This window comes from Pantoea conspicua (assembly GCF_002095315.1).
Classification (GTDB): Bacteria; Pseudomonadota; Gammaproteobacteria; order Enterobacterales; family Enterobacteriaceae; genus Pantoea; species Pantoea conspicua.
Map to the genome: position 1 here is coordinate 1 of NZ_MLFN01000041.1, position 23,081 is coordinate 23,081.

Annotated in this window: 19 protein-coding genes and 3 pseudogenes; 13 read left to right on the top strand and 9 right to left on the bottom strand. The window is 57.5% G+C overall.

Annotation, left to right across the window (positions count from 1 at the left end):
* Nucleotides 1–377: pseudogene (locus tag HA41_RS13910) on the top strand (MBL fold metallo-hydrolase); the annotation flags it as partial.
* 195 nt (nucleotides 378–572) lie between these two features.
* Nucleotides 573–3,421: pseudogene (locus HA41_RS13915) on the top strand (sensor domain-containing protein).
* Here the strand turns inward: HA41_RS13915 and HA41_RS13920 are convergent.
* Nucleotides 3,418–4,482, bottom strand: coding sequence for a LacI family DNA-binding transcriptional regulator (locus HA41_RS13920; protein WP_094121273.1), 1,065 nt, complete (start codon nucleotides 4,480–4,482; stop codon nucleotides 3,418–3,420). The pseudogene HA41_RS13915 and the gene HA41_RS13920 sit on opposite strands and share 4 nt — an antisense overlap.
* A 223-nt stretch (nucleotides 4,483–4,705) precedes the next feature.
* Between HA41_RS13920 and HA41_RS13930 the strand changes: the two are divergent.
* Nucleotides 4,706–6,017: pseudogene (locus tag HA41_RS13930) on the top strand (MFS transporter).
* Between the two features lie 9 nt (nucleotides 6,018–6,026).
* A complete protein-coding gene (locus HA41_RS13935; RefSeq protein WP_094121274.1) occupies nucleotides 6,027–8,390 on the top strand; it encodes a glycoside hydrolase family 31 protein in 2,364 nt (787 codons plus the stop codon).
* Between the two features lie 57 nt (nucleotides 8,391–8,447).
* Here HA41_RS13935 and ftnA read toward each other — a convergent pair whose 3' ends face one another.
* Nucleotides 8,448–8,954 carry a non-heme ferritin gene (ftnA, locus tag HA41_RS13940; RefSeq protein WP_094121275.1) on the bottom strand — a complete coding sequence of 169 codons (507 nt, stop codon included), beginning with the start codon at nucleotides 8,952–8,954 and terminating at the stop codon, nucleotides 8,448–8,450.
* A 481-nt stretch (nucleotides 8,955–9,435) separates the two neighbouring features.
* Here ftnA and HA41_RS13945 point away from each other — a divergent pair, with 481 nt between their 5' ends.
* Genes HA41_RS13945 through HA41_RS13955 form a run of 3 tightly spaced genes read left to right on the top strand, consistent with a single transcriptional unit; the run spans nucleotide 9,436 to nucleotide 11,681 of the window.
* Nucleotides 9,436–10,107, top strand: a complete 672-nt coding sequence (locus HA41_RS13945; protein ID WP_094121276.1) for a nucleoside recognition domain-containing protein — start codon at nucleotides 9,436–9,438, stop codon at nucleotides 10,105–10,107.
* Nucleotides 10,094–10,573 (top strand): YjiG family protein, encoded by a 480-nt coding sequence (locus tag HA41_RS13950; RefSeq protein WP_094121277.1) that lies wholly within the window; start codon nucleotides 10,094–10,096, stop codon nucleotides 10,571–10,573. The genes HA41_RS13945 and HA41_RS13950 overlap by 14 nt, the downstream gene beginning before the upstream one ends.
* Before the next feature lie 4 nt (nucleotides 10,574–10,577).
* Complete coding sequence (locus HA41_RS13955; protein WP_094121278.1) at nucleotides 10,578–11,681, top strand: M20 peptidase aminoacylase family protein; 1,104 nt, start codon at nucleotides 10,578–10,580, stop codon at nucleotides 11,679–11,681.
* A 38-nt stretch (nucleotides 11,682–11,719) separates the two neighbouring features.
* Here HA41_RS13955 and HA41_RS13960 read toward each other — a convergent pair whose 3' ends face one another.
* The 7 genes from HA41_RS13960 to HA41_RS13990 all read right to left on the bottom strand — a co-directional run bounded on the left by HA41_RS13960 (nucleotide 11,720) and on the right by HA41_RS13990 (nucleotide 16,924).
* On the bottom strand, nucleotides 11,720–12,394 hold the full coding sequence (locus HA41_RS13960) for a DUF1989 domain-containing protein (RefSeq protein ID WP_094121279.1): 675 nt from the start codon (nucleotides 12,392–12,394) through the stop codon (nucleotides 11,720–11,722).
* A 13-nt stretch (nucleotides 12,395–12,407) separates the two neighbouring features.
* On the bottom strand, nucleotides 12,408–13,073 hold the full coding sequence (locus HA41_RS13965; RefSeq protein ID WP_094121280.1) for an amino acid ABC transporter permease: 666 nt from the start codon (nucleotides 13,071–13,073) through the stop codon (nucleotides 12,408–12,410).
* Nucleotides 13,073–13,723: an amino acid ABC transporter permease gene (locus HA41_RS13970; RefSeq protein WP_094121281.1), complete on the bottom strand. Its 651-nt coding sequence runs from the start codon at nucleotides 13,721–13,723 to the stop codon at nucleotides 13,073–13,075. The genes HA41_RS13965 and HA41_RS13970 overlap by 1 nt, the downstream gene beginning before the upstream one ends.
* Before the next feature lie 6 nt (nucleotides 13,724–13,729).
* Entirely contained in the window at nucleotides 13,730–14,377 is a 648-nt protein-coding gene (locus HA41_RS13975) for an urea carboxylase-associated family protein (protein WP_094121282.1), read from the bottom strand.
* The gene (locus HA41_RS13980) at nucleotides 14,361–14,990 is read right to left on the bottom strand and encodes a DUF1989 domain-containing protein (RefSeq protein ID WP_094121283.1); all 630 of its coding nucleotides are present in this window, start codon (nucleotides 14,988–14,990) and stop codon (nucleotides 14,361–14,363) included. Before HA41_RS13980 ends, HA41_RS13975 begins: the two co-directional genes overlap by 17 nt.
* A gap of 3 nt (nucleotides 14,991–14,993) precedes the next feature.
* Nucleotides 14,994–15,821, bottom strand: a complete 828-nt coding sequence (locus HA41_RS13985; RefSeq protein ID WP_094121300.1) for a transporter substrate-binding domain-containing protein — start codon at nucleotides 15,819–15,821, stop codon at nucleotides 14,994–14,996.
* A gap of 251 nt (nucleotides 15,822–16,072) precedes the next feature.
* A complete protein-coding gene (locus HA41_RS13990) occupies nucleotides 16,073–16,924 on the bottom strand; it encodes a MurR/RpiR family transcriptional regulator (protein WP_094121284.1) in 852 nt (283 codons plus the stop codon).
* A 310-nt stretch (nucleotides 16,925–17,234) separates the two neighbouring features.
* Here HA41_RS13990 and prfC point away from each other — a divergent pair, with 310 nt between their 5' ends.
* The 6 genes from prfC to deoC all read left to right on the top strand — a co-directional run bounded on the left by prfC (nucleotide 17,235) and on the right by deoC (nucleotide 23,057).
* On the top strand, nucleotides 17,235–18,821 hold the full coding sequence (gene prfC, locus HA41_RS13995; protein WP_094121285.1) for a peptide chain release factor 3: 1,587 nt from the start codon (nucleotides 17,235–17,237) through the stop codon (nucleotides 18,819–18,821).
* 259 nt (nucleotides 18,822–19,080) lie between these two features.
* Nucleotides 19,081–19,695, top strand: a complete 615-nt coding sequence (gene osmY, locus HA41_RS14000) for a molecular chaperone OsmY (RefSeq protein WP_094121286.1) — start codon at nucleotides 19,081–19,083, stop codon at nucleotides 19,693–19,695.
* A gap of 99 nt (nucleotides 19,696–19,794) precedes the next feature.
* The gene (locus HA41_RS14005; protein WP_003848537.1) at nucleotides 19,795–19,956 is read left to right on the top strand and encodes a DUF1328 domain-containing protein; all 162 of its coding nucleotides are present in this window, start codon (nucleotides 19,795–19,797) and stop codon (nucleotides 19,954–19,956) included.
* 226 nt (nucleotides 19,957–20,182) lie between these two features.
* Nucleotides 20,183–21,235: a patatin-like phospholipase family protein gene (locus tag HA41_RS14010; protein WP_094121287.1), complete on the top strand. Its 1,053-nt coding sequence runs from the start codon at nucleotides 20,183–20,185 to the stop codon at nucleotides 21,233–21,235.
* Nucleotides 21,232–22,038 carry a TatD family hydrolase gene (locus tag HA41_RS14015; RefSeq protein WP_094121288.1) on the top strand — a complete coding sequence of 269 codons (807 nt, stop codon included), beginning with the start codon at nucleotides 21,232–21,234 and terminating at the stop codon, nucleotides 22,036–22,038. The genes HA41_RS14010 and HA41_RS14015 overlap by 4 nt, the downstream gene beginning before the upstream one ends.
* Before the next feature lie 239 nt (nucleotides 22,039–22,277).
* Nucleotides 22,278–23,057, top strand: a complete 780-nt coding sequence (gene deoC, locus HA41_RS14020; protein ID WP_094121289.1) for a deoxyribose-phosphate aldolase — start codon at nucleotides 22,278–22,280, stop codon at nucleotides 23,055–23,057.
* Nucleotides 23,058–23,081: the final 24 nt, after the last annotated feature.

Here is a 23,081-nt window from a genome sequence, read left to right on the forward strand (position 1 = left end):
CCAGCCTGCTGCGCATCGCCACGCCAGCGTGCTGGCAACCGGATGCGGTGATCGTCGCAGCGGATGCGGTGGCTGACAGTGGGCTGGCAGCACAGCTCAGCCATCTGCCCGACTTCCGCCTGATCTTCAGCAGTCACGTCGCCGCCGGTACCCGCGCGGCTGAGATGCTGCAAACGGGTGCTGCCCGCTGGCTGCCGTGGAACGTCCATCCACCGCTTGACGATCAGCTGAGGCTGATCAGGCAGACGGCGGCACAACAGGTGATCCCGGCGTTTGTCGCACCGGAACAGTGCCGGCAGCTGATCGACCAAAGCCCGGCAATGCTCTGCTGGCAACATCACTATCCTCTCTCCTCGCGCTGGGAAAGTGTCGCCTGACGCGCTGCGTCTGGCTGCGGGCTGGCGCGCCGTTGTGATTGAACATTTTCTCGCCGCTGCCGATAAATCCACTACTAACATTGGTTAATCTTCTTATTGCGCTTGTGATCTCAGCCCTTTTCAGCTGTAGTCTGCGCACGCTATTAAGAATATTCCTAAGCCATCACCCGGCTACAGAGCAGCAGGCTAATAACAATGGATAATAACTCTGATGTCTTGTATCGCATGCTGGTACAAAGCGTGATTGATTACGCCATCACTATGCTAAAACCGGAGGGTGCCGTCGCCAGCTGGAATCAGGGAGCCGAACGCACGATAGGCTATGCCCCAGACGAAATTATCGGCCGCAGCTTCGCCCTGTTCTACAGCGAAGAGGATCGCCGCCGGGCCCTGCCGCAGCGTGGTCTGGATATCGCCGCTACCGCCGGACACTACGAAACTGAAGGCTGGCGCTACCGCAAAGATGGCAGTGCATTCTGGGCGCATGAGGTGATTAACCCGATGCGCAGCGATACCGGCCTGCTGGTGGGATTCGCCCACATCATCCATGACTGTACTCAGCAGCAGGAGCAGCAACGTAAAGAACGTGAGCAGGAGGCGCGCTTCCGCCTGCTGGTGGAGGGCGTCACCGATTACGCCATCTATATGCTCGATCACGACGGCAACGTGGTGAACTGGAATGCCGGCGCCCAGCGCGCCAAAGGCTATGTCGCCGAAGAGATTGTCGGTCAGCATTTCTCACGCTTCTACAGTGCGCAGGATCGCCTTAATCATCTGCCAGCGCAAAATCTGCAAACCGCCTGGCGCACCGGCCGCTTCGAAGATGAGGGCTGGCGCTACCGCAAAGATGGCAGCGCGTTCTGGGCGCACGTGGTGATCGATGCGATCCGTGACGATCAGGGCAAACTGATCGGCTATGCCAAAATCACTCGCGACTGCAGTGAACAGCAGCGCATCCGCAATCTGCAGCGTGAACATGAACAGCGTTTTCGCCTGCTGGTCGAAGGTGTCACCGATTACGCCATCTACATGCTGGATATTGAAGGGCGGGTGGTGAACTGGAATGCCGGCGCCCAGCGCGCCAAAGGCTACAAGACGGATGAGATCGTGGGTCAGCATTTCTCGCTGTTTTACAGCGCCCAGGAACGACTGAATCGCACCCCGGAAGCTAACCTCGGCATCGCCTGAAGACCGGCCGCTTTGAGGATGAAGGCTGGCGTTACCGCAAAGATGGCAGCGCATTCTGGGCGCACGTGGTGATCGATGCGATCCACGATGATGACGGCAAGCTGATGGGGTTTGCCAAAATCACCCGCGATCGCACCGAGCGGCGTGAGCAGGAGCAGCAGGTGCTGCGCGCCCGGGATCTGGCTGAAGCCCAGAGTGCGCAGAAGACCGCGCTGTCGAAGTTTCTCGATAACATCATCGCCAATATCCCCTCCTGTGTGATCGTGGAAGATGCGATCACCCGCGAAATCCTGCTGGTCAACGATCGTTCGCAGCAGCTGTTTGGCCTGTCGAAATCGCTGATTGTGAACAAGCGGCCACATGAATGTATGTCGCCTGAGCTGAGCGACTATTTCAATAATCTCGCCGATGTGGCGCTGCGTAGTGAAGGTATTCATGAGCGTGAGCAACTGCTGATGACCGCCAGTGGCGAACGGATTCTGCATACCCGCGCCACCGCCATCAATGGCCAGGATGCGCGGCGTAACTACCTGATGCTGATTGTGGAAGATGTCACCGATCAGCGTGCCGCCGATGCCCGTATTCACCATATGGCGCACCATGACAACCTCACCAGCCTGCCAAACCGCATTCTGTTCCGCCAGCGCCTGAGTGAGGCGTTGCGCACCGCCAGCCAGACTGAGCGTCAGACGGCCGCGCTTTGTCTCGATCTCGATAACTTCAAGAACGTTAATGACGCGCTGGGCCACCAGATTGGGGATGAGCTGTTGCGCTCGGTGGCGAAGCGTCTGCGCAGTACCCTGCGCGATCAGGACACGCTGGCGCGCATTGGCGGTGATGAGTTCGCCATTGTGCTGCCGTCGGTGGCGAACAGCGATGAAGCCAGTATTGTGGCGCAGCGTTTGATCGAAGCGATTCGGCCGCCGGTGAATATTGAGGGCCATAACCTGTCGGTCGGGCTGAGCGTGGGCATCGCGCTCAGCACCACCGTCACCAATACCCCGGAACAGCTGCTGCGCTGTGCCGACATGGCACTGTATGAAGCCAAACGCAATGGTCGTAACCGCTTTGAGCATTTCACTCTGGCGATGGATGATGTGGCGCGCAGCCGGCGCGTGATCGAGAACGATCTGCGCGACGCGATCAGCGGCGGGCATCTGCGTCTCTACTATCAGCCGATCACCAACGGTGACCATAAAACCATCCTGGGTTACGAAGCGCTGATGCGCTGGCATCATCCGATCCGCGGGTTGATCATGCCGAATGACTTTATCCCGATCGCCGAAGAGACCGGGCTGATCCATATGCTGGGGGCGTTTGCCCTGTATGAAGCCTGTCGCGAAGCGGCAAGCTGGGAAGGGGTGCAGTCGGTGTCGGTTAACCTGTCACCGCTGCAGTTCAAAAACAGTTCGCTGGTCTCGGTGGTGGAAGGTGCGCTGACGGAATCGGGGCTCGACCCGGCCCGGCTGGAGGTGGAGATCACTGAATCAGTGCTACTGGATGATTCGCTCGGCAATATCCGTACGCTGCAAAACCTGAAAGCGCTGGGGGTACAGATTGCGCTGGATGATTTCGGCACCGGCTATTCATCACTCAGTTATCTGCGCTCCTTCCCGTTCGATAAGATCAAAATCGATAAGTCATTTATTAACGACATGGGTGACAGCCGCGAGGCGCTGGCGATTATCCGGGCGATTACCGGCATGAGCCGCAGCCTGGATATTCAGATCACCGCCGAGGGCGTGGAGAGCAACGAACAGTTCGCTAAGTTGCGGGATGAAGGCTGTACGCTGTTCCAGGGCTTTCTGTTCGGTCGTCCGCAGCCCTCAGAGCTGCGGCTGAAAACGCTGGGTTAATCATACAGGCCATGCTGCTGCACCGGCGCATGGCTGAGATTATCGCGGATGCGGCGCACCGAATCGCGTACCACCAGTTTGCCATTCAGCAGCAGCGTGCCGGGCGGTGCGCCGGGATGCAGCCGCAGCTCCTGCAGCATCCTCACCGCCGCCGCACCCAGTTCATCGCGTGGCACCTGCACCGAGGTCAGCGGAATATCGTGGATGGCGGCCAGGTTAAACCCATCCATGCTCATCACCGAAATATCCTGCGGCACCCGCAGTCCGGCCTGCTCCAGCGCGCTGACGGCTCCGGCTGCGATATAGTCGCCACTGGCCAGAATCGCCGTCGGGCGTAGCGCGTCAGGACAGTGGCGCAGGTAGTCACCTAACCGTTCCGCCGCTTCATTGCTGCTGAAGCTGTTAAGGGTCAGCAGATGCTGACGGCTGTCGAAACGCAGATTCATTGCGTGCCAGGCGTCACGTACGCCCTGTAACCGCTGCTCCATGGTGTAACGGCGCAGGCAATGCAGCGACAGGATCTGCCGGTGTCCCTGCTCAAACAGGTAGCGCGCCGAAAATTCGCCAATCAGCTGATGATGTGGCGACACCGACGGTAAACGCATCCGGCGATCGCGGGCGTTAATCAGCACGCAGGGCTTGTTCATCTCTGCCGCCAGCTGGTGAATATGCTCGTCGTCAATGCCGATCAGCAGCGCCGCCTCGGTCTGCTGCATCTTATCGATAAACAGCGCCGCATCACTCTCGATCTCCTCCAGCGCGCAGTAGCGCAGCCTGACCTCGTGCGGCTCCACCGCCTGACTGATGCCCTGAATCACCTTGTAGTAGAAGATGTCACTGCGCACATCAAAGGCGCGCGGCGGCGCAAACACCATCAGGTTATTCAGCAGCAGGCGACCGCTGTGCAGGTTATTCAGCACGCCCTGCTGCCGGGCAATCGCCAGCACCTTGTCGCGCGTGGCGGGAAGGGTATTGGCTTTTCCCGCCAGCACCCGCGAGACGGTACTGATCGAGACCCCGCTCAGCGCCGCAATTTCACTCACTTTCAGCCTTTGTTTCATTCTGTGATCGCCTTCAAATCTGCTGATGAAAAATTTTTCATAAGGTGCTGAATCGCGTCAGATAAGCGATTGACCACGCTATTTATGCTGGCGTTAGCCTGTCATGAAAAAGCTTGCAAAAAAGAGGCTGTACCCACGTTTCACACTTTTCTAACGTCGTTGCACAGACACGCGGTACGCCTGCCGGCGGTGTGAGTCATCAACGCATATCAGGAGTGGCACTATGAGCCTCGAATCAACAACCAAGCCGATCAGCGCTTCGCGCACGGTTCGCGTGATTAAAAATTTACGCTGGTGGATGCTGGGGATGTTTCTGCTGGGGGTGACGGTGAACTACATCACCCGCAACTCGCTTGGCATTCTGGCGCCGGAGCTGAAAAACAGCCTCAACATGAGTACCGAACAGTACTCGTGGGTGGTGGCGGGGTTTCAGCTGGCCTATACCCTGTTTCAGCCGATCTGTGGCTGGCTGATCGATGTGATCGGCCTGAAGATGGGCTTTCTGATTTGTGCGCTGATCTGGTCGGTAACCTGCCTGCTGCATGCGGGCGCGGGCAGCTGGCTGCATCTGGCGCTGCTGCGTTTCGTGATGGGCGCGTCGGAAGCGGCCGCGACACCGGCTAACGCCAAAGCGATTGGCGACTGGTTCCCGAAAAAAGAGCGGCCGGTGGCAGCGGGCTGGGCAGGCGTCGGCTTCTCGGTCGGCGCGATGCTGGCACCGCCCATCATCTATGTCGCCCACATCTCCTTTGGCTGGCAGGGCGCGTTTTCTGCTGACCGGCGGGCTCGGCCTGCTGTGGGTCGGGCTGTGGTGGTGGGGCTATCACGCACCGGACCGCCATCCACGTCTTTCCGATGAAGAGCGCGCCTTTATTAATCAGGACAACGAAGCGATCGGCGAGAAGCTGCCGTTCTTTACCGCGTTAAAAGTGATCGGTAAAGAGAAGAAATTTTACGGCATCGCCATTCCGGCCTTTCTGGCGGAACCGGCCTGGGCGGTGCTGAGCTTCTGGGTGCCGCTCTATCTGGCGAACGAACGCGGCATGGATCTCAAGCAGATTGTGATGTTCGCCTGGCTGCCGTTCCTCGCCGCCGATCTCGGCAGCGTCGCCAGCGGCTATCTGACCAAAATATATGTGCGCTGGTTCGGCCTGACCCGGGTCAATTCCATCGTCGCCAGCTCCGTTACCGGCGCGCTGCTGATGGTCTCGCTGGCGCTGATGACGCTGGTTGACGATCCCTGGCTGGCGATTGCGCTGATCTCAGTCGGCGGCTTCGGCCACCAGGTGATCTCCTGCATGCTGAGCGCGCTGGTGGTCGAGCGGTTTGATCGCCGCCAGATGGCCACGGTTAACGGTATGCGCGGATCCTGCGCGTGGATCGCCAGCTTTATTTTCTCGCTGATTATCGGTGTCACCGCCGATACCATCGGCTTCAATCCGCTGTTTGTGGCAATGGGCTTTTTTGACCTGATTGGCGCGGTTTTTCTGGTGATGTTGATCGCCGAACGCCGCCAGCGCCCGGTAAACCATTAAGGATATCCGATGAAAACTCTGAAGAACTGGACACTGCATCAGCAGGCTGCGCATTTCGTTGAGCTGAAGGTAGAAGATCGTCATTTTCTGCGCCTCTATGTGCTGGAAGCGGGGCTGATGCGGGTGCTGCTGAAGCGCGACGGTGAGCTGGCGCTGAATCGCACCTGGAGCATCGCGCCCGGTCAGGATGTGCCGTGGCAGGGGCGGGATCGCGAAGCGCTGGACGGTTTTGCGCTGCCCGATTTTACTGTGCAGCACGATGCACAACAGGTGCAGATCAGCACCGGTCAGCTGCGGGTTACGGTGCATCAGCCGCTCTGCCTGAGCTGGGAACAGTTTGACGGTGCAGAGTGGCAACCGCTGGCCGCCGATCGCCATACCGGCGCTTATCTGCTCAACGTCCACGGCGACGGCGTGGAACACTACCAGCGCCGCCAGCCGCAGGATCGGGTCTATGGCCTGGGAGAAAAGAGCGGCGATCTGAATCGCGCTAACCGTCGCTTTGAGATGCGTAATCTGGACGCCATGGGCTATAACGCCGCCAGCACCGACCCGCTCTATAAACATATCCCGTTTACCCTGACGCAGCGTGATGGCGTCAGTTTTGGCCTCTTCTATGACAACCTCAGCAGCAGCTGGCTCGATCTCGGTAACGAGCTGGATAACTACCATCTGCCTTATCGCCGCTATCGCGCCGAGGCAGGCGATCTCGATTACTACATGATGCTGGGACCGACGCTGCTTGAGGTCACTAAAGCCTTTGTGCGCCTGACCGGCCGCACCCTGTTTCAGCCAAAATGGAGCCTCGGCTACAGCGGCTCGACCATGCACTACACCGACGCGCCTGACGCGCAACAGCAGCTGCAATCGTTTATTCGCCTGTGCCGCGAGCATGAAATCCCCTGCGACTCGTTCCAGCTGTCGTCGGGCTATACCTCGATTAACAATAAGCGCTACGTCTTCAACTGGAACTACGACAAAGTGCCGGATCCCAACGCGCTGAGCGACGCGTTTCATCGCGCCGGCATGAAGCTGGCGGCCAACATCAAACCCTGTTTGCTACAGGATCATCCGCGCTATCAGGAAGTGGCGGCTCAGGGGCTGTTTATTCGCGATTCCGAGCAGGACCGTCCCGAACGCTCGGTGTTCTGGGACGATGAAGGATCGCATCTCGACTTTACCCATCCGCAGGCGGTGAGCTGGTGGCAGGAAAATGTCACCCGACAGTTGCTGGAAAAGGGCATTGATGCCACCTGGAACGATAACAATGAGTATGAGGTATGGGATGGCGAAGCGCGCTGTCACGGTTTCGGTCAGCCGATTGCTATCAAGCATATCCGGCCGGTGATGCCGTTACTGATGATGCGCGCCTCAATGGAAGCCCAGCAGCAGTTCGCGCCCGACAAGCGGCCTTACCTGATCTCGCGTTCCGGCTGTGCCGGGATGCAGCGCTATGTCCAGACCTGGAGCGGCGACAACCGGACCAGCTGGCAAACCCTGCGCTACAACATCCGCATGGGGCTGGGGATGAGCCTCTCCGGACTCTATAACGTCGGCCATGACGTCGGCGGTTTTTCCGGCGACAAGCCCGATGCCGAGCTGTTTGTGCGCTGGGTGCAGAACGGCGTGATGCATCCGCGTTTTACCATTCACTCATGGAATGACGATCACACGGTGAATGAGCCCTGGATGTACCCGGAGGTGACGCCGATGATCCGCGAGGCGATTCGGTTACGTTATCGCCTGATGCCTTATCTCTATACCCTGGCGTGGCAGGCCAGCGCCCAGGATGAGCCGATGCTGCGTCCGACCTTTCTCGATCATGAACAGGATCCGCGCAGCTGGCAGGAAAATGATGACTTTATGCTGGGGCGCGATCTGCTGGTCGCCAGCGTAGTGGAGCAGGGGGCGCGACAGCGTGAGGTCTATCTGCCGCACAACGGGCACGGCTGGTATGACTGGCACAGCGGTCAGTGGCTGGCTGGCGGTGAGCAGATTACGCTGGACGCGCCGCTGGATCGTCTGCCGTTGCTGGTGCGTGCCGGGGCGGTGATTCCGCTGGGCGAGTGTGAAAGCACCACTGATGCGCAACGCGACAGAGTACGTCAGTGGCAATTATGGCCCGCGCCCGCAGATGCGGTGACGCACGGAGAGGTGTTTGACGATGACGGTGAAAGTTATGGCTGGCAGCAGGGAAATGCGCTGTGGCTGAACTGGACACTGCGCGGCAGCGCCACGCGAATCGAGCTGACGATTGAAAAACGCGGCGATTACCAGCCGGCGTGGCGAGAAATCAGCCTGATACTGCCAGCGAACGAAACGCGGGCGTTGTGGGTTAACGGCGAGCCAGCAAAGGTTTACCGGCTGGACTAACCGGCTGTCATCGCGGTGAAGCAGGAAAAGGTCGGCCCATGCACTGGGCCGATAGTGTTACGCACTGTGGTTTTCGGTGCTCATTCGGCCCAGATCTTTATCGACCAGGAACAGACCGTTACCGCTGTTGCTCACCATCGCCAGTTTATCCAGCACGGTTTTGAACAGCTTCTCTTCTTCGTGCTGCTCAGCCACGTACCACTGCAGGAAATTAAAAGTCGGGTAATCCTGTGAGGTCATCGCCGCGTGCACCAGCTCGTTGATTTTGCTGGTGATCAGCTGCTCATGCTCCAGCGCCTGTTGCAGGATTTCGTTCAGGGAGGTAAACGAAACAGGCGGCGCAGCAATGGTGCCCAGCACCGGCATCGCGCCGGTATCGCTCAGATAATCGAACAGGCGCTGCATGTGTTCCATCTCTTCGCGCGAGTGCATTTTCAGGAACGAGGCGGCGCCTTCGAATCCTTTGTCGCTGCACCAGGCACTCATTTGCAGATAAAGATTGGCGGAGAAAAATTCCAGGTTCAGCTGGTCGTTCAGACGCCCAGTCATTTCAGCAGTCAGCATAGCCGAGTCCTTGTAAGAATATGTTAAAAAAACAGGTGAGAGGCGGTGAATTATGCATCAAACATGTTAGCAATGTGAAGCCTTTTCCGCAAAACAGGCCAATTTATCTGATTGATTTAAATAGAATTATTTCACAAATTGAATGCGACGGATTCTCATTTTTCATCAACCCCGCATTCTGCTGCTGCGGCACCCTTTTAGTGCATCCTGGCTGAGTCATGCTGGTGCACTCTGGTCCGGCACTGATTTAATTTCCGTCAATCTGATTTCGTGATGAAAATAATTCCGGCGTAGTGAGTATGGGTCAGATAAATAGATCTTGCCCGTTGCGGCGGATTATTCGCCTGTCATGCCTGAGTCAGTGATGAATAAGGGACGTTCGCTGTGGGCTGGCATAATTCCTGCTTAAAACAGCGTTCCCAATAGTGAACTTTGCCGCAGCGCGGAATAAACGGCAGGTCAGCGACATCAGGAGGAAATAATGTCGAATCAGAGTGTGGTTAAGGCGGAAACCGTCAGCGCCAGTAAAAGCAGTTATCTGGCGCTGATTTTCGCCATCCTGTTTTTCTCGGGGCTCTTTTATCGGGTGGATGGGCTGAAATGGCTGGGGGCGTTTGACTTCACTACCCTGGGCGGCAACTTTGGCACCATGAAAGATCCCGCCAGCAACACCTTTCTCGGGGCTGGCGGACTCAGCGCCAAAGCCGGTTTTCTGTTTGCGCTGTCACTCACGCCGACTGTGATGCTGGCGCTGGGCGTGCTGGAAATCTTCACCCACTACGGCGCGATTCGCGCAGCGCACCGGCTGCTGACGCCATTACTGAAACCCTTAATGGGCCTGCCGGGACGTTGCGGGCTGGCGTTAATTACCGATCTGCAAAGCACCGATGCGGGTGCGGCGTTAACCAAAGAGATGTATGACCAGAAACAGATCGGTAAAAAAGAGGTGGTGGTGATGAGCGCCTGGCAATATTCCGGCGCCGGTTTAATCAATAACTATTTTGCTATTGGTACGGCGCTGTTTGCCTCAATGACGCTGCCGATCATTATCCCGCTGATGCTCATGCTGGTGCTGAAATTTGTCGGTGCGGCGATTACCCGCTTCGTGTTAAACAGTGTTTATAAAAAGGATTTCAGCGATGGAAACCAATAAAGTCGTCAGCGTCAGTCATAACCCGTTTGATGTGTTTGTCACCGGTGCGCGTAAAGGCTTTCATATCGCCATTCATAATCTGATGCCCAATGTGGTGATGGCGTATGTGCTGGCGGAAGTGCTCAACCTGCTCGGTATTATGCCGTTGCTGGGACAGGTTTTTGCCCCGGTGATGGGTCTGTTTGGCCTGCCAGGCGAAGCGATTACCGTGCTGCTGACCGCGTGGCTCTCCTCATCGGCGGGCACCGGCGTGGCGGTCAGCCTGCTGACTAAAGGGCTGCTGACCGGCGCGGATATTACCGTGCTGGCACCGGCGATCTTTCTGATGGGATCGCAACTGCAATATATGGGGCGGCTGCTGGGCGTGGCCGATGTGCCGAAAAAATACTGGCCGCTGCTGATGCTGGTAAGCATCATCAATGCGCTGATCGCGATGTTTGTTATGCGTCTGTTTATTCAGGAGTGAAGCCGTGTCTGAGGTATTAGAGCATTACCATTTTCTGCATGAGATCCCGGAACTGGGATTCCAGGAGGTTAAAACCTCCGCTTACATCGCCGACCAGCTGGAGCAGGCGGGCCTGAAGGTGACGCGTAACATCAACAACACCACCGGCATCGTGGCGGAGATCGACAGTGGGGTGCCGGGTCCGGTGCTGGCGCTGCGCGCCGATATGGATGCGCTGGGTCATATCATTGAGGGCGTGCCCTGCGCGCGTCATACCTGCGGCCACGACGGCCACTCTTCCGTGGTGCTGACCGCTGCGGCGGCGTTACTCAAAGAGGGCGCGGTGAAATGCGGCCGGCTGAAAATTCTGTTCCAGCCTGCGGAGGAGCTGGGCGCGGGCGCACTGGCGATGGTTGAGGGCGGCGCGCTGGATGACGTGGAGATGATTCTGGGATTCCACCTGCGACCGCTGGAAGAGTGCGTGGTGGGGCAGGCGGTGGCTGCGGTGCTTTACTCGGCCTGCAGCACGCTGGAAGCCACCATCAAAGGCCAGCCGGCGCACGCGGCGCGTCCGCATCTCGGCGTCAACGCGCTGGATGCGGCGGTACAGGCGGTGAACGCAGTAAACACGCTGCACCTGTCGCCGGGTCTCAACTGGAGCGTCAAAGCGACACGGTTCCTGTGTGACGCGGGCGTCACCAACTCGGTGCCGGATGAAGCGCGGGTGGTGTGGGATCTGCGCTCGCAGGAAAATGCGCCGATGGAGCTGCTGAAAGAACAGGTTACACGCGCTATCGTCAACAGCGTTGCGGCGCTCGGTGCCACGGCAGAGGTCCGGGTATTGAAAGAGATGCCGGCGGCTGAAATTGATGATGAGGCGACGGCGGTGATCCGTGCGGCGATTGTCGAGGTATTGGGTGAAGAGGGTCTGCTGCCCGACAGAACGACCCCAGGCAGTGAGGACTTTTTTTACTATCCGGTGAAACGTCCCGGCGTGAAGGCGGGCTTCTGGGGATTAGGCACCAACCTGACACCGGGGCTGCATCATCCCGATATGCGCTTTGATCTGAATTCGCTGGAGATTGGCGTGCAGATCTTCAAAGCCTGCGTCCGCAAGGTGCTGGGCTAGATAAAAGCGTTACCCGTCTCGCGGCGGGTAACGCCATCCTATCGGGCTGGTACCCAGGGTCCCGCCAGTTGAGGGGTGGGGAAGTTACCGGTAAGAATGCGTAGCTCCGCATCGCGCGGTGTGTTGTCGCCAGCGCCCTGAATGCTGACAATATCCTGTGGGCAGGCCGAAAAGGCGACATAGCAGTCCATCTCGGCGCGAAGAATGATGTAATCCCCCGCACGCGTCACCACCGGCAGCGTTTTCAGCGTAATGCCGTCTGGCTGCACCTGAATATTCATAAAAATGTTAAACGACGCCAGATTACCGTGTGGCAGGCTCACGCCCAGTGCTGCCATAGCCTCAAACAGGTTGTCATGGCAGTTGCGGTGCGGTTCGGTACAGCCCAGCAGGGCATAGCGGCGTGCGTCGCAGGCGGCCATAAAGGTGTCGTGTACCCCCGGTGAAGTATCTTCTACCAGCGTCAGAATAGGATGGCGCTGGTTGGTAATAAAACTGTCACCCGTTTTGGGGTTAAGACGCTGGTTCCAGACGCGTGTCGCCTCCATCGACATATATTCAGTCACATCCGCCGCGTTATAAGCCCAGCAATCCACCACCTGGGTGCCGTGCGAATTGATCACCTGTACGGCTTCGCCTTTATGCAATAAAACGGCCCGGCCGTGACGCGCCGGGACAAGCAGCGCCGCGCGCTGCTGATATTCAGCTGACATAAGATTCTCCTGGTTAATGCGGCATGATGCGGCGGTAGCGCGTCATGCGAAATTCAAGGCGGCGTGCCAGCCCGTCGAGCAGGCTGTTGAGTATCCAGTAGCAGACCGCCACGGTGAGGTAAATCTCCAGCGGCGCATAGGTCGCGGAGATCACCTCTCTGGCGGCGTACATAAACTCCTGTACCGAGACGATGGAGAGCAGTGCGGAATCCTTAATCAGACCGATCAACAGCCCGATCAGCGGCGAGAGCATTTGCGGCAGCGTTTGCGGAAGCACCACGTCACGTAATTGCTCCGTACGGCTCAGTCCCAGCACGCGGCACGCCTCCCATTGGCTGCGGGGCAGCGCCGCAATGGCACTGCGTATGACCTGAGCGATATAGGGGGCGTAGTAAAGCGTTAACGCCAGTACGCCGACCTGCGGCGAGCTGAAGGTGACGCCATACTCCGGCAGCACGAAATAGAGCAGATAGATCACCACCAGCAGCGGCAGAGCCAGCGTCAGCGCGCTGTAGAAACGCAGCAAGCGTTGCCAGAAGGCTGGCGCACGCATCAGACCGATTGCCATGATGCCGCCCCAGAGTAATGAGCAAAGCGCAGCGACGGCGCAGAGCTGCAGCGTGGCAGCCATTCCCTCGGCCAGTGACGGCAGCGCCGTGAAAATCACCTGCCAGTCCATTATGTGCGCCTCCCTTTGCGTTCCAGCTGATGCGCAATGCGCATCAGCGGCAGCGCGATTAAAAGATATCCTGCCGCAACCAGCAGCAGCACCTGCGTTGTCTCATAGGTACGAGCGATGACGATCTGGCCCGCGTAGGTCAGTTCGGTGAGCGCCACCACCGACGCCAGCGGCGTGGTTTTGAGCAGAATGGTAAATTCGTTCACCAGCATGGGCAGGCTGGCCTGCAGCACCTGCGGATTGATCACGTACCACCAGGTCAGCCATCGGCTCAGGCCCAGCGTGCGCGCCGCCTCGCGCTGACCGCGTGTGACCAGGTCCTGATTCACGCGCAGAATTTCCGCCACGTAGGCGCCGCTGTTAAGGCCGATGGCGATCACCGCCGCCAGCATCGGCTGTCCGCCAAGGCCAAGGCGTGGCAGGGTGAAAAAGACCACAAACAGCTGCACGATGGCCGGGGTGCCGCGCATCAGGCTGACGTAGAGGCGGCCGATGCCACGCCACAGCCAGAAGCGGCGTAACTGAAGAAAACAGCCGAACAGGCCCATCGCCAGGCTGAACAGCGCTGCCAGTACGGTGAGACAAAGCGTCATCAGCAGGCCATATCCCAGTTCGGGCAGGGCGCTGACTATCTGTTCATTCAGCCCCATCACCGGCTACTCCAGCTTAAAGTCGGACAGGTTTTCCGCCACCGCAAGGTGAAGCGGCGCTGGCTGGTCGTTGCCCTCGATGCCGGTATTGCAGGCCGAAACGATAAACTGCATATCCATGGTGACGCGGCAGGTAATTGCGTCGCCCGCGCGTGTCAGGTTGGGTTCAGGCAGGATCTCTCCCGCGCGCGTGAGCCTGACATGCATAAAGAGATTGATGGGGTCGGGAAGTTTCGGCACCGTCATGCCGAGACGCGACAGTTCGCCGCGAACCGCCTCAACACATCCCTCACCCTGATAGCCGCGCGAGGCCAGAAAGGCACGCGTTGAGGCGGGAAGCAGCAGGTCGTGGCGCTTAACGCTATCTTTGCCCAGCACCATCACCGGACGTCGGCGATTGTTAACCAGCCGCATGCCTGAGCCGAGCAGATAGCTGTTGCTGAAGACGCGGGTGTGGTGCACCGAGAGCCATATCGCCGGATCGGCGAGACTGAAACCAAACAGCGACGCCACTGCACCTGGCGCCAGCGCGCTGATACGCAGTAACTGGCCGCGCAGCACCCGAATCGAACCGACGCTACCCGCAGCAACGTTAAGTGGGGCGGCAACAGGACGCGACACCACTTCCTCAAATCCTTCACGCATTAACAGCATGCTTCACCTCCGCAGGCTGGCCGTCGTGGATCTCAATGGCGATCGGCGTAACCTGCAGGCCGTTGCCGGGAATGATGTCCTGTGGACAGGAGGAGACGGCGCAGATCAGATCGCACAGCGCCTCGAAGACGATCTGGTCACCGGCCTTGCTGTGCGGATCGGTGACCTCCATACGACCGTCGGCGGTCACCGGCCCGTTTTGAAACAGATTGAACGGTTCCGGCAATGAGAAATAGGTGATGCCGTGCGACTTCATGCCCTCCAGCAGATTGTCGACACAGTTGCGATGGCCTTCTACGCCGAAATCAACGCTGAAGCGTGTGCGATCGCAGGCGGGAACATTGGCGTCATGAATACCAATGGTGTCGGCGACGATGCGCAGCAGCGGGCGGTTTTCGCTGGACCAGAGTGCATCCCCGGGTTTAAAGAAAAGTGAGCGCAGATGCTGGCGGGTGTGCACCGGCGAAAGCTTCTCATCATGGTTAGCGGCATTCACCGCCACAAAATCGGCGGCCTGCTGGCCCTGGCTGTCGATAATGGTAATCAACTGACCTTTACGAACCTGAAAGGTACGGCCATGCCCGGCCGGTACCCGGATAGAGAGAGGGCTCATCGCTTACTCCTGCGGGATAAAATTGCTGGCGGGTACGGTAAAGGTGGTGCCGAGATACTGCTTTTGCAGTGCGCCAAGTTTGCCGCTTTGCTGCATCGCCAGAATATGGTCGCTGATCGCCTTGTTCAGAGTAAGATCCTCTTTACGGGTGGCCCAGGCCATCCACTGAGAAGGCCCTGCTTCCCCAGCCTGGGCGACTTTATCGGCATGCTTTTTCACGATGGGTGCCAGTACAGCAATATCATCCAGCACGAAGTCGGCGCGTTTTGTCATCAGTGTGGTGACGGTCTGATCCAGCGTATCGACGCTGATAATCGTAATGGGCGCTTTGCCGGCTTTCTTCAGCTCTTCGTTAAAGCCTTTCAGCAACTGTTCTGGCACGCTGGCGCTCTTAACGGCACCGCGAAGCCCGGAGAGGCGCGCCGGGTCTATCGGCGATCCGTTAAATTTCTCCGCGTCGTTTTTACGCATCAGCACGCCGTTAACCGTTTTGCTGTAGGGGACGGTAAACAGCACCTTTTTTGCACGCTCGGCGGTAACGTTGAGTGAGGAGCCTTCGGCGTCGAACGAGCCGGAGATCAGACCGGGCAGAATGCCGCTGAAGGCGGTCTTCTGAAACACCACTTTCACCCCAAGATCCTGAGCGAAGGATTGCATGATGGCGACGCTGTAGCCGGTGACCTCTCCCTTGTCACTGGTATATTCATAGGGCGGAAAGGTCGGGTCGATGCCAACGGTAATTTTGCCGCTGCTTTTAATATCCGAAAGCGTATCAGCCTGCGCGGCGCTGACGGCCAGTAGCGCGGTGAGAAAGAGTGCGATTTTTTTCATTATGGTGATCCCCTGGTATTGGTGAAGGTCATCCATACCCGAGCAGCTTTCGTGCCACTTTGCGGCACCGGTAACAGAGAAGGCAGCTGAGCCCGGCGCTTTTACAAACAAAATCAGTGAGAAACACATGTTTCTTTTTCTGTATTTTATTTTTCTTTTGTTTCTTAAGGCGGCGTGACGCATCAGGTACGCCGGACAACGGCGCACCTTTTCAGGGCATCAGGGGGAAGGGGATGCGCCAGCGTGGCACATTATTCCAGCTCGTCGAGTTGCTGGTGCAGGACCTCGATGGCAGCAAGACGATCGCTACCGGCCTTGCCTGAATGGCGGGCCACCAGCGAGCAAAGCAGGTTGCAGACGCCAGAAAGTGCCACCGTGCTGTCGAAAATCAGACTTCCGTCGGTGTGGCAGCGCAATGTCCAGCGCGCGTGGCGCGCAGGTTTTCCCGCTAATGCATCGGACAGATAAAGCATAGGAACCTCCAGCATCTCTAACGCCGCCATCGCGGAATCCAGCGCTGGCATACGACGACGCAGACCGACACAGATCGCCAGATCCTGCTGGCCGAGGTCGGCAAGCTGCTCGGCCAGCGAGTCGCCCGCGCGTGGCAGCAGCGAGACATGGGGATGGACATGCAGCAGATCGCGATAGATCAGGGCGGCGATGGTCTGGCTGTGACGCCAGCCCAGTATCACAACGCGACGCGCCTGGGCGATCGCCTCTACGCATGACTGCAGGGTATCACCCTCCAGCGAACGAAAGGTATTCACCAGATTGGCAATCTCTTTTTCCAGGTGCTGTTGCATCAGACTATCGAGCGGTGAGGCGCTGGAACCCGTGTGCAGATAAAGGGGCGAACCGCTATTCTGCATTTCACGCGCCTGACGGCGTGCTGCTTCATAGCTCTCATAGCCAAGATGACGAAAAAAGCGGGTGGCGGTCGCTTTGGAGACGCCCGCGCTCTGCGCCAGTTCCGTAGCGGTATTCATCGCCAACTGACCGGGTGCCGCGAGCAGCACTTCAGCCAGTCGTTGTTCGTGAAGGGAAAGCTCATCCCAGTATTGTCGAATACGGCCCTCCAGGGGGACCGGTCTGGCGCTCATGGGGAATTCCCTGAAATTGAAAACCTTTATCCTGCACAGTGCGTGCCGGGTTGTCATCTGTTTTGACCATCGACCGCAGGCAGATAACATTTTCCGCCGCCGCTGTTCGCCGCTGCGCGCAAAATATTGTATGCTATGCCGCCTTAAAGCTGACCAGGTAACCGGAATTCACGCCAATGTAACTTCGCGCTGACCCGCCGACGACATGATGTCGCCTTTGGCACCGTTTACCCGCCGGTAAGGTTCTGCCGGCCACCGTGATTTATCAGCAGCGCCAGACCGAGCGCGCTGCTCCATTGAGAAGAATTCCATGTCTAATCCCTTTTTAGAAGAGGTGGCACGCCGCCGCACCTTCGCGATAATTTCGCACCCGGATGCCGGTAAAACCACTATTACCGAAAAAGTCCTGCTGTTCGGACAGGCTATCCAGACCGCCGGTACGGTAAAAGGCCGCGGCTCTAACCAGCACGCTAAGTCGGACTGGATGGAGATGGAGAAACAGCGTGGTATCTCCATTACCACCTCGGTGATGCAGTTCCCCTATCGCGATAGCCTGGTGAACCTGCTGGATACCCCAGGGCACGAAGATTTCTCGGAAGATACCTACCGTACGCTGACCGCGGTTGACTGCTGTCTGATGGTGATCGATGCCGCGAAAGGCGTCGAGGATCGTACCCGCAAGCTGATGGAAGTCACCCGTCTGCGCGATACGCCGATCCTGACCTTTATGAACAAACTGGACCGTGACATCCGCGACCCGATGGAAGTGCTGGATGAGGTGGAAAGCGAGCTGAAAATTGCCTGCGCGCCCATCACCTGGCCTATCGGCTGTGGCAAGCTGTTCAAAGGGGTCTATCACCTCTATAAAGATGAGACCTATCTCTACCAGACCGGTAAAGGCCACACCATTCAGGATGTCCGCATCGTGAAGGGGCTGAACAACCCAGAGCTTGATACCGCGGTCGGGGAAGATCTGGCGGCACAGCTGCGTGAAGAGCTGGAGCTGGTGCAGGGCGCATCGCATGAATTTGAGCAGGAAGCGTTTCTCAACGGCAAACTGTCGCCGGTCTTCTTCGGCACCGCGCTAGGTAACTTTGGCGTGGATCATATGCTGGATGGCCTGGTGGCGTGGGCACCGCGTCCGATGCCGCGTGACACCGACACCCGTACGGTAGAAGCGAAAGAAGAGAAGTTCACCGGCTTCGTGTTTAAGATCCAGGCCAACATGGACCCGAAACACCGCGACCGCGTGGCCTTTATGCGTGTGGTGTCAGGTAAATATGAAAAAGGGATGAAGCTGCGTCAGGTGCGCACCGGCAAAGATGTGGTGATCTCCGACGCGCTGACCTTTATGGCCGGCGACCGTTCCCACGTTGAAGAAGCCTATCCCGGCGACATCATCGGCCTGCATAACCACGGTACTATTCAGATCGGCGATACTTTCACCCAGGGTGAGAATATGAAGTTCACCGGTATTCCGAACTTCGCGCCGGAGCTGTTCCGTCGTATCCGCCTGCGCGATCCGCTGAAGCAGAAACAGCTGCTGAAAGGGCTGGTTCAGCTGTCGGAAGAGGGGGCGGTACAGGTGTTCCGTCCGGTTCACAACAACGACCTGATCGTCGGCGCCGTCGGGGTGCTGCAGTTCGATGTGGTGGTGGCGCGTCTGAAGAGCGAATATAACGTCGAGGCGATCTACGAAGCGATCAACGTCTCAACGGCGCGTTGGGTTGAATGTGACGATGCGAAAAAGTTCGAAGACTTCCAGCGTAAAAACGAAGTGAACCTCGCGCTGGATGGCGGTGATAATTTGACTTATATCGCGCCAACCATGGTGAATCTGAATATTACCCAGGAACGTTATCCTGACGTCAGGTTCCGCAAAACCCGCGAGCACTGATCCTGCGCTATCCGGGCCATTCCAGCTGGGAATGGCCCTGTTTTCCCCGCTACAGACTCCTCCTAAAAAACCACTTTTCCTCTCGTTTTGACGTGTGATCAACCAGTTAGCCAGGCAAAGCGCGAAATGTTGTCTATGATTATTCTATCGGACGGCGGAAGAGACTTCTCTTGTCCTTACGTCCTGTAACCCAGCAGTGCGGTTTGCTGCTGTTGCGCCCACAGTTTTGGGCGAGTTAACTGATAGAAGGAATATATCGATGAACAAGACTAAGATTGCCAAAACCCTGATGGCTGCAATGATTGGCTCAGCACTGATCAGCGGCAGCGCGCTGGCTGACGAGTCGCTTTCTCAGAAAGCGTCACAGACGGCAGACAGCACGGGTTCGAAAATCGATAGTTCTATGAAAAAAGTCGATGGTTTTATGGATGACAGCGGCATCACCGCCAAGGCAAAAGCTGCACTGGTTGATGATGACGCAATTAAAAGCACGGATATTTCGGTAAAAACGCATCAGGGCGTGGTGACTTTAAGCGGTTTCGTCACCTCACAGGATCAGGCTGAAAAAGCCGTGGCTGTGGTGCAGAAAATCGAAGGTGTTAAATCCGTCAGCGACAAACTACACGTTAAAGACAGCAAATCTCAGTCGATGAAAGGTTATGCGGGCGATGCCGCTACGACCAGCGAAATTAAAGCTAAGCTATTAGCGGATGACATTGTTCCGTCGCGCAACGTAAAAGTTGAAACCACCGACGGCGTTGTTCAGCTTTCAGGGCACGTGGCAAATCAGGCACAGTCAGACCGTGCTGAAAGCATCGCGAAAGCCATTGAAGGCGTGAAAAGCGTTAAGAATGACCTGACGGTTAAATCTTAATGGTAACCGTGCGGCCGCAACAGCAGGCCGCACGGATAAAAGATACCCATCCGGGGATTAAATAAGCAGTTCGATTTTCAATAGGGTAAGGAGAGGCTTATGTTTCGTTGGGGCATTATTTTTCTGGTAATCGCACTGATTGCTGCAGCGTTAGGTTTTGGCGGTTTAGCGGGTACAGCAGCATGGGCAGCTAAAGTTGTCTTCGTTGTTGGTATTATCCTGTTCCTCATCAGCCTGTTTACCGGCCGTAAAAAGCTTTAGCCGATGAGTCCTGCAGTATAATGCAAAGCATGTAAGCATAAAGCGGAGACCAGTCATCGGTAGCGAATGAGGTGAAAAAGGGATTTTTTTCACACCGCTACAAGGGGCAACCAGTACAGTGCGGTTGCCCGGCTAAAGGAGGGTATGACTGGTTCTCCGGAATGCTGCTGGACAGACGTAACAATCCTTCAGCCTGCCCGCGGGAACCCCTTTTGAGGTTCACACAGTGGGTATACGCATTCCCGTCACGCTCGGCGCCATTGAACCTCTTGCGCTGACACCGTTTAAATCTCATAAAATTGCGCTGGTCTGCGAAGGCGGCGGTCAACGCGGTATCTTCACCGCTGGTGTGCTGGATGAGTTTCAGCGTGCCCGATTTAACCCCTTTCAACTGATGCTCGGCACCTCTGCCGGCGCGCAAAATCTTTCTGCCTTTGTCTGTGGTCAGCCTGGCTACGCCCGTCGTGTGATAACCCGTTACACCACCAACAAACTCTTTTTCGATCCGCTACGTTTCGTGCGCGGCGGTAACCTGATCGATCTCGACTGGCTGGTCGAAACCACGCGCCGCGAATTTCCTCTGGCGATGACCAGCGCCGAAAAAATGTTCTCCAGCGGGCGCGAGTTTTATATGTGCGCCTGCCGCAGCGACGACTACACGCCGGGTTACTTCACGCCAACGGCTGACAACTGGCTGGATTTAATCAGAGCCTCCAGCGCCATTCCCGGCTTCTACCGGCTTGGGGTGAACCTTGAAGGGATCAGCTATCTGGATGGCGGTATCAGTGATGCGATTCCGGTGCGGGAAGCGGCGCGTCGTGGCGCAGATACCATTGTGGTGATACGCACCGTACCGTCACAGATGTTCTACACGCCAAAATGGTTTAAGCGCATGGAGCGCTGGATGACGGCGGCTGCCTTCCAGCCGATGATTAACGTGCTGCACCAGCATGAGCAGAGCTATCGCGAAATTCAGCAGTTTATTGAAAATCCGCCCGGTGACTTACGCATCATTGAGATCTTTCCCCCGCATGTGCTGGCCAGCAGTGCGCTCGGCAGCCGTATTTCGTCGCTGAACCAGGATTACCATCTGGGCCGGCGCTGCGGCCGCTATTTCCTCGCCACGCTGGGCCAGTGGCTAAGTGATGTGGAGCTGCAAAGCCCGCCGCGCATCATTATACCGTCTGTGCCGGTTGCCAATGCGCCCGATAATCGCGAGATTATTACGCCGCCGCTGGCGGATAATGATGCCGATTACGATAAAGGATCGCTGGCATGAGGTTTATCGATACACACTGTCATTTTGATTTTCCACCGTTTGAGTCGGACGCCGACGCCAGCCTGGCGCGTGCCGCTGCCGCGGGCATAGAGAAGATCATTATCCCGGCCGTGGAGGCCAGTCGCTTTAACCGGGTCTGCGAGCTGGCTGCCACCCATGCTCCGCTCTACGCCGCGCTTGGGCTGCATCCGATTGCCATTGAGCAGCACCAGGAAGCCCATCTCGATCAACTGGAGATGATGTTGCAGCAGCGCCCGCGTAAGCTGGTGGCGATCGGCGAGATCGGGCTGGATCTCTATCGCGACGATCCGCAGTTTGATAAGCAACTGCGCTTTCTTGATGCGCAGCTTAAACTGGCGAAACGTTACGCGCTGCCGGTGATCCTGCACTCACGTCGTACCCATGACAAACTGGCCCAGCATCTGCGGCGTCACGATCTGCCGCGTCGCGGAGTGGTACACGGTTTCGCGGGCAGCCTGCAACAGGCGCAGGCGTTTATTAAACTCGGCTATGCGATTGGCGTTGGTGGCACCATCACCTATGAACGGGCCAGCAAAACCCGCCAGACGCTGGCGCAACTGCCGCTCTCCTCGCTGCTACTGGAAACCGATGCACCGGATATGCCGCTAAAAGGCTTTCAGGGCCAGCCAAACCGGCCAGAACGGGCACGCCAGGTGTGGGAGACGCTCTGCACCCTGCGGGAAGAATCCCCTGAAGAGATCGCCGATGCGCTATGGCATAACAGCCAGCAGCTGTTTCAGCTTGAACCCGCTTTTCCCGCCGTATGCCATCAACCCGTTTAGCGGTAGCGGATCGCCTTTGTCCCAGGGTGAATGTGATAATAGTAACATTCGGTCGGCTGGCGTATAATGGGCTTTAAATGGCGTTATATGCGACTCAGATCTGGTTTTTCATGTCAGTATTACATCATTTTCTTATTCTGATGTGACTGCCAGCACATAAAATCGCCGGTGACGCTGTTATTATTATCACATTCCGCCGGCCAGCCGGTGGATCGCACCTCGATCCTTTGGAGAGCCTCATGACCGATATCAAACACCTTGCCCTGCGCGCCCTGAAACTGATGGATTTAACCACCCTGAATGACGACGACACCGACGAAAAAGTGATCGCGCTTTGTCATCAGGCAAAATCCCCGGCAGGTAACACGGCGGCTATCTGCATCTATCCGCGCTTTATCCCGATTGCACGTAAAACGCTGCGTGAACAGGGTACGCCGGAGATTCGTATCGCCACGGTGACCAATTTCCCGCATGGCAACGATGACATTGAGATCGCGCTGGCTGAAACCCGTGCGGCGATCGCTTACGGCGCCGATGAAGTGGATGTGGTGTTCCCGTACCGTGCGCTGATTGCCGGCAACAGCCAGGTCGGTTTTGATCTGGTGAAAGCCTGTAAAACCGCCTGCGCCGAAGCGAATGTGCTGCTGAAAGTGATTATCGAAACCGGCGAACTCAAGCAGGAAGCGCTGATCCGTCAGGCGTCTGAAATCGCGATTGATGCCGGTGCGGACTTCATCAAAACCTCCACCGGTAAAGTGTCGGTCAACGCTACGCCGGAAGTGGCGCAGATCATGATGAGCGTCATCCGCGATAAAGGCGTCAGCCAGCAGGTCGGTTTCAAACCGGCGGGTGGCGTGCGCACCGCTGAAGATGCGGCAATTTACCTGCAGCTGGCGGAAGAGACGCTGGGTGCGGAGTGGGCCGATGCGCGTCACTTCCGCTTTGGTGCCTCCAGCCTGCTGGCGAGCCTGCTGAATACCCTGGGTCATGACAGCGACACCAGCAAAGCGGGTTACTGATCCCTCAGGCGGTCGCTGACCGCC

Bases quoted from the DNA above. Each gene is read 5' to 3' on its own strand.
- HA41_RS13920 (WP_094121273.1), bottom strand. From the start codon at position 4,482: ATGAAACAAAGGCTGAAAGTGAGTGAAATTGCGGCGCTGAGCGGGGTC.
- HA41_RS13935 (WP_094121274.1), top strand. From the start codon at position 6,027: ATGAAAACTCTGAAGAACTGGACACTGCATCAGCAGGCTGCGCATTTC.
- ftnA (WP_094121275.1), bottom strand. From the start codon at position 8,954: ATGCTGACTGCTGAAATGACTGGGCGTCTGAACGACCAGCTGAACCTG.
- HA41_RS13945 (WP_094121276.1), top strand. From the start codon at position 9,436: ATGTCGAATCAGAGTGTGGTTAAGGCGGAAACCGTCAGCGCCAGTAAA.
- HA41_RS13950 (WP_094121277.1), top strand. From the start codon at position 10,094: ATGGAAACCAATAAAGTCGTCAGCGTCAGTCATAACCCGTTTGATGTG.
- HA41_RS13960 (WP_094121279.1), bottom strand. From the start codon at position 12,394: ATGTCAGCTGAATATCAGCAGCGCGCGGCGCTGCTTGTCCCGGCGCGT.
- HA41_RS13965 (WP_094121280.1), bottom strand. From the start codon at position 13,073: ATGGACTGGCAGGTGATTTTCACGGCGCTGCCGTCACTGGCCGAGGGA.
- HA41_RS13970 (WP_094121281.1), bottom strand. From the start codon at position 13,723: ATGGGGCTGAATGAACAGATAGTCAGCGCCCTGCCCGAACTGGGATAT.
- HA41_RS13975 (WP_094121282.1), bottom strand. From the start codon at position 14,377: ATGCTGTTAATGCGTGAAGGATTTGAGGAAGTGGTGTCGCGTCCTGTT.
- HA41_RS13980 (WP_094121283.1), bottom strand. From the start codon at position 14,990: ATGAGCCCTCTCTCTATCCGGGTACCGGCCGGGCATGGCCGTACCTTT.
- HA41_RS13985 (WP_094121300.1), bottom strand. From the start codon at position 15,821: ATGAAAAAAATCGCACTCTTTCTCACCGCGCTACTGGCCGTCAGCGCC.
- HA41_RS13990 (WP_094121284.1), bottom strand. From the start codon at position 16,924: ATGAGCGCCAGACCGGTCCCCCTGGAGGGCCGTATTCGACAATACTGG.
- prfC (WP_094121285.1), top strand. From the start codon at position 17,235: ATGTCTAATCCCTTTTTAGAAGAGGTGGCACGCCGCCGCACCTTCGCG.
- osmY (WP_094121286.1), top strand. From the start codon at position 19,081: ATGAACAAGACTAAGATTGCCAAAACCCTGATGGCTGCAATGATTGGC.
- HA41_RS14005 (WP_003848537.1), top strand. From the start codon at position 19,795: ATGTTTCGTTGGGGCATTATTTTTCTGGTAATCGCACTGATTGCTGCA.
- HA41_RS14015 (WP_094121288.1), top strand. From the start codon at position 21,232: ATGAGGTTTATCGATACACACTGTCATTTTGATTTTCCACCGTTTGAG.
- deoC (WP_094121289.1), top strand. From the start codon at position 22,278: ATGACCGATATCAAACACCTTGCCCTGCGCGCCCTGAAACTGATGGAT.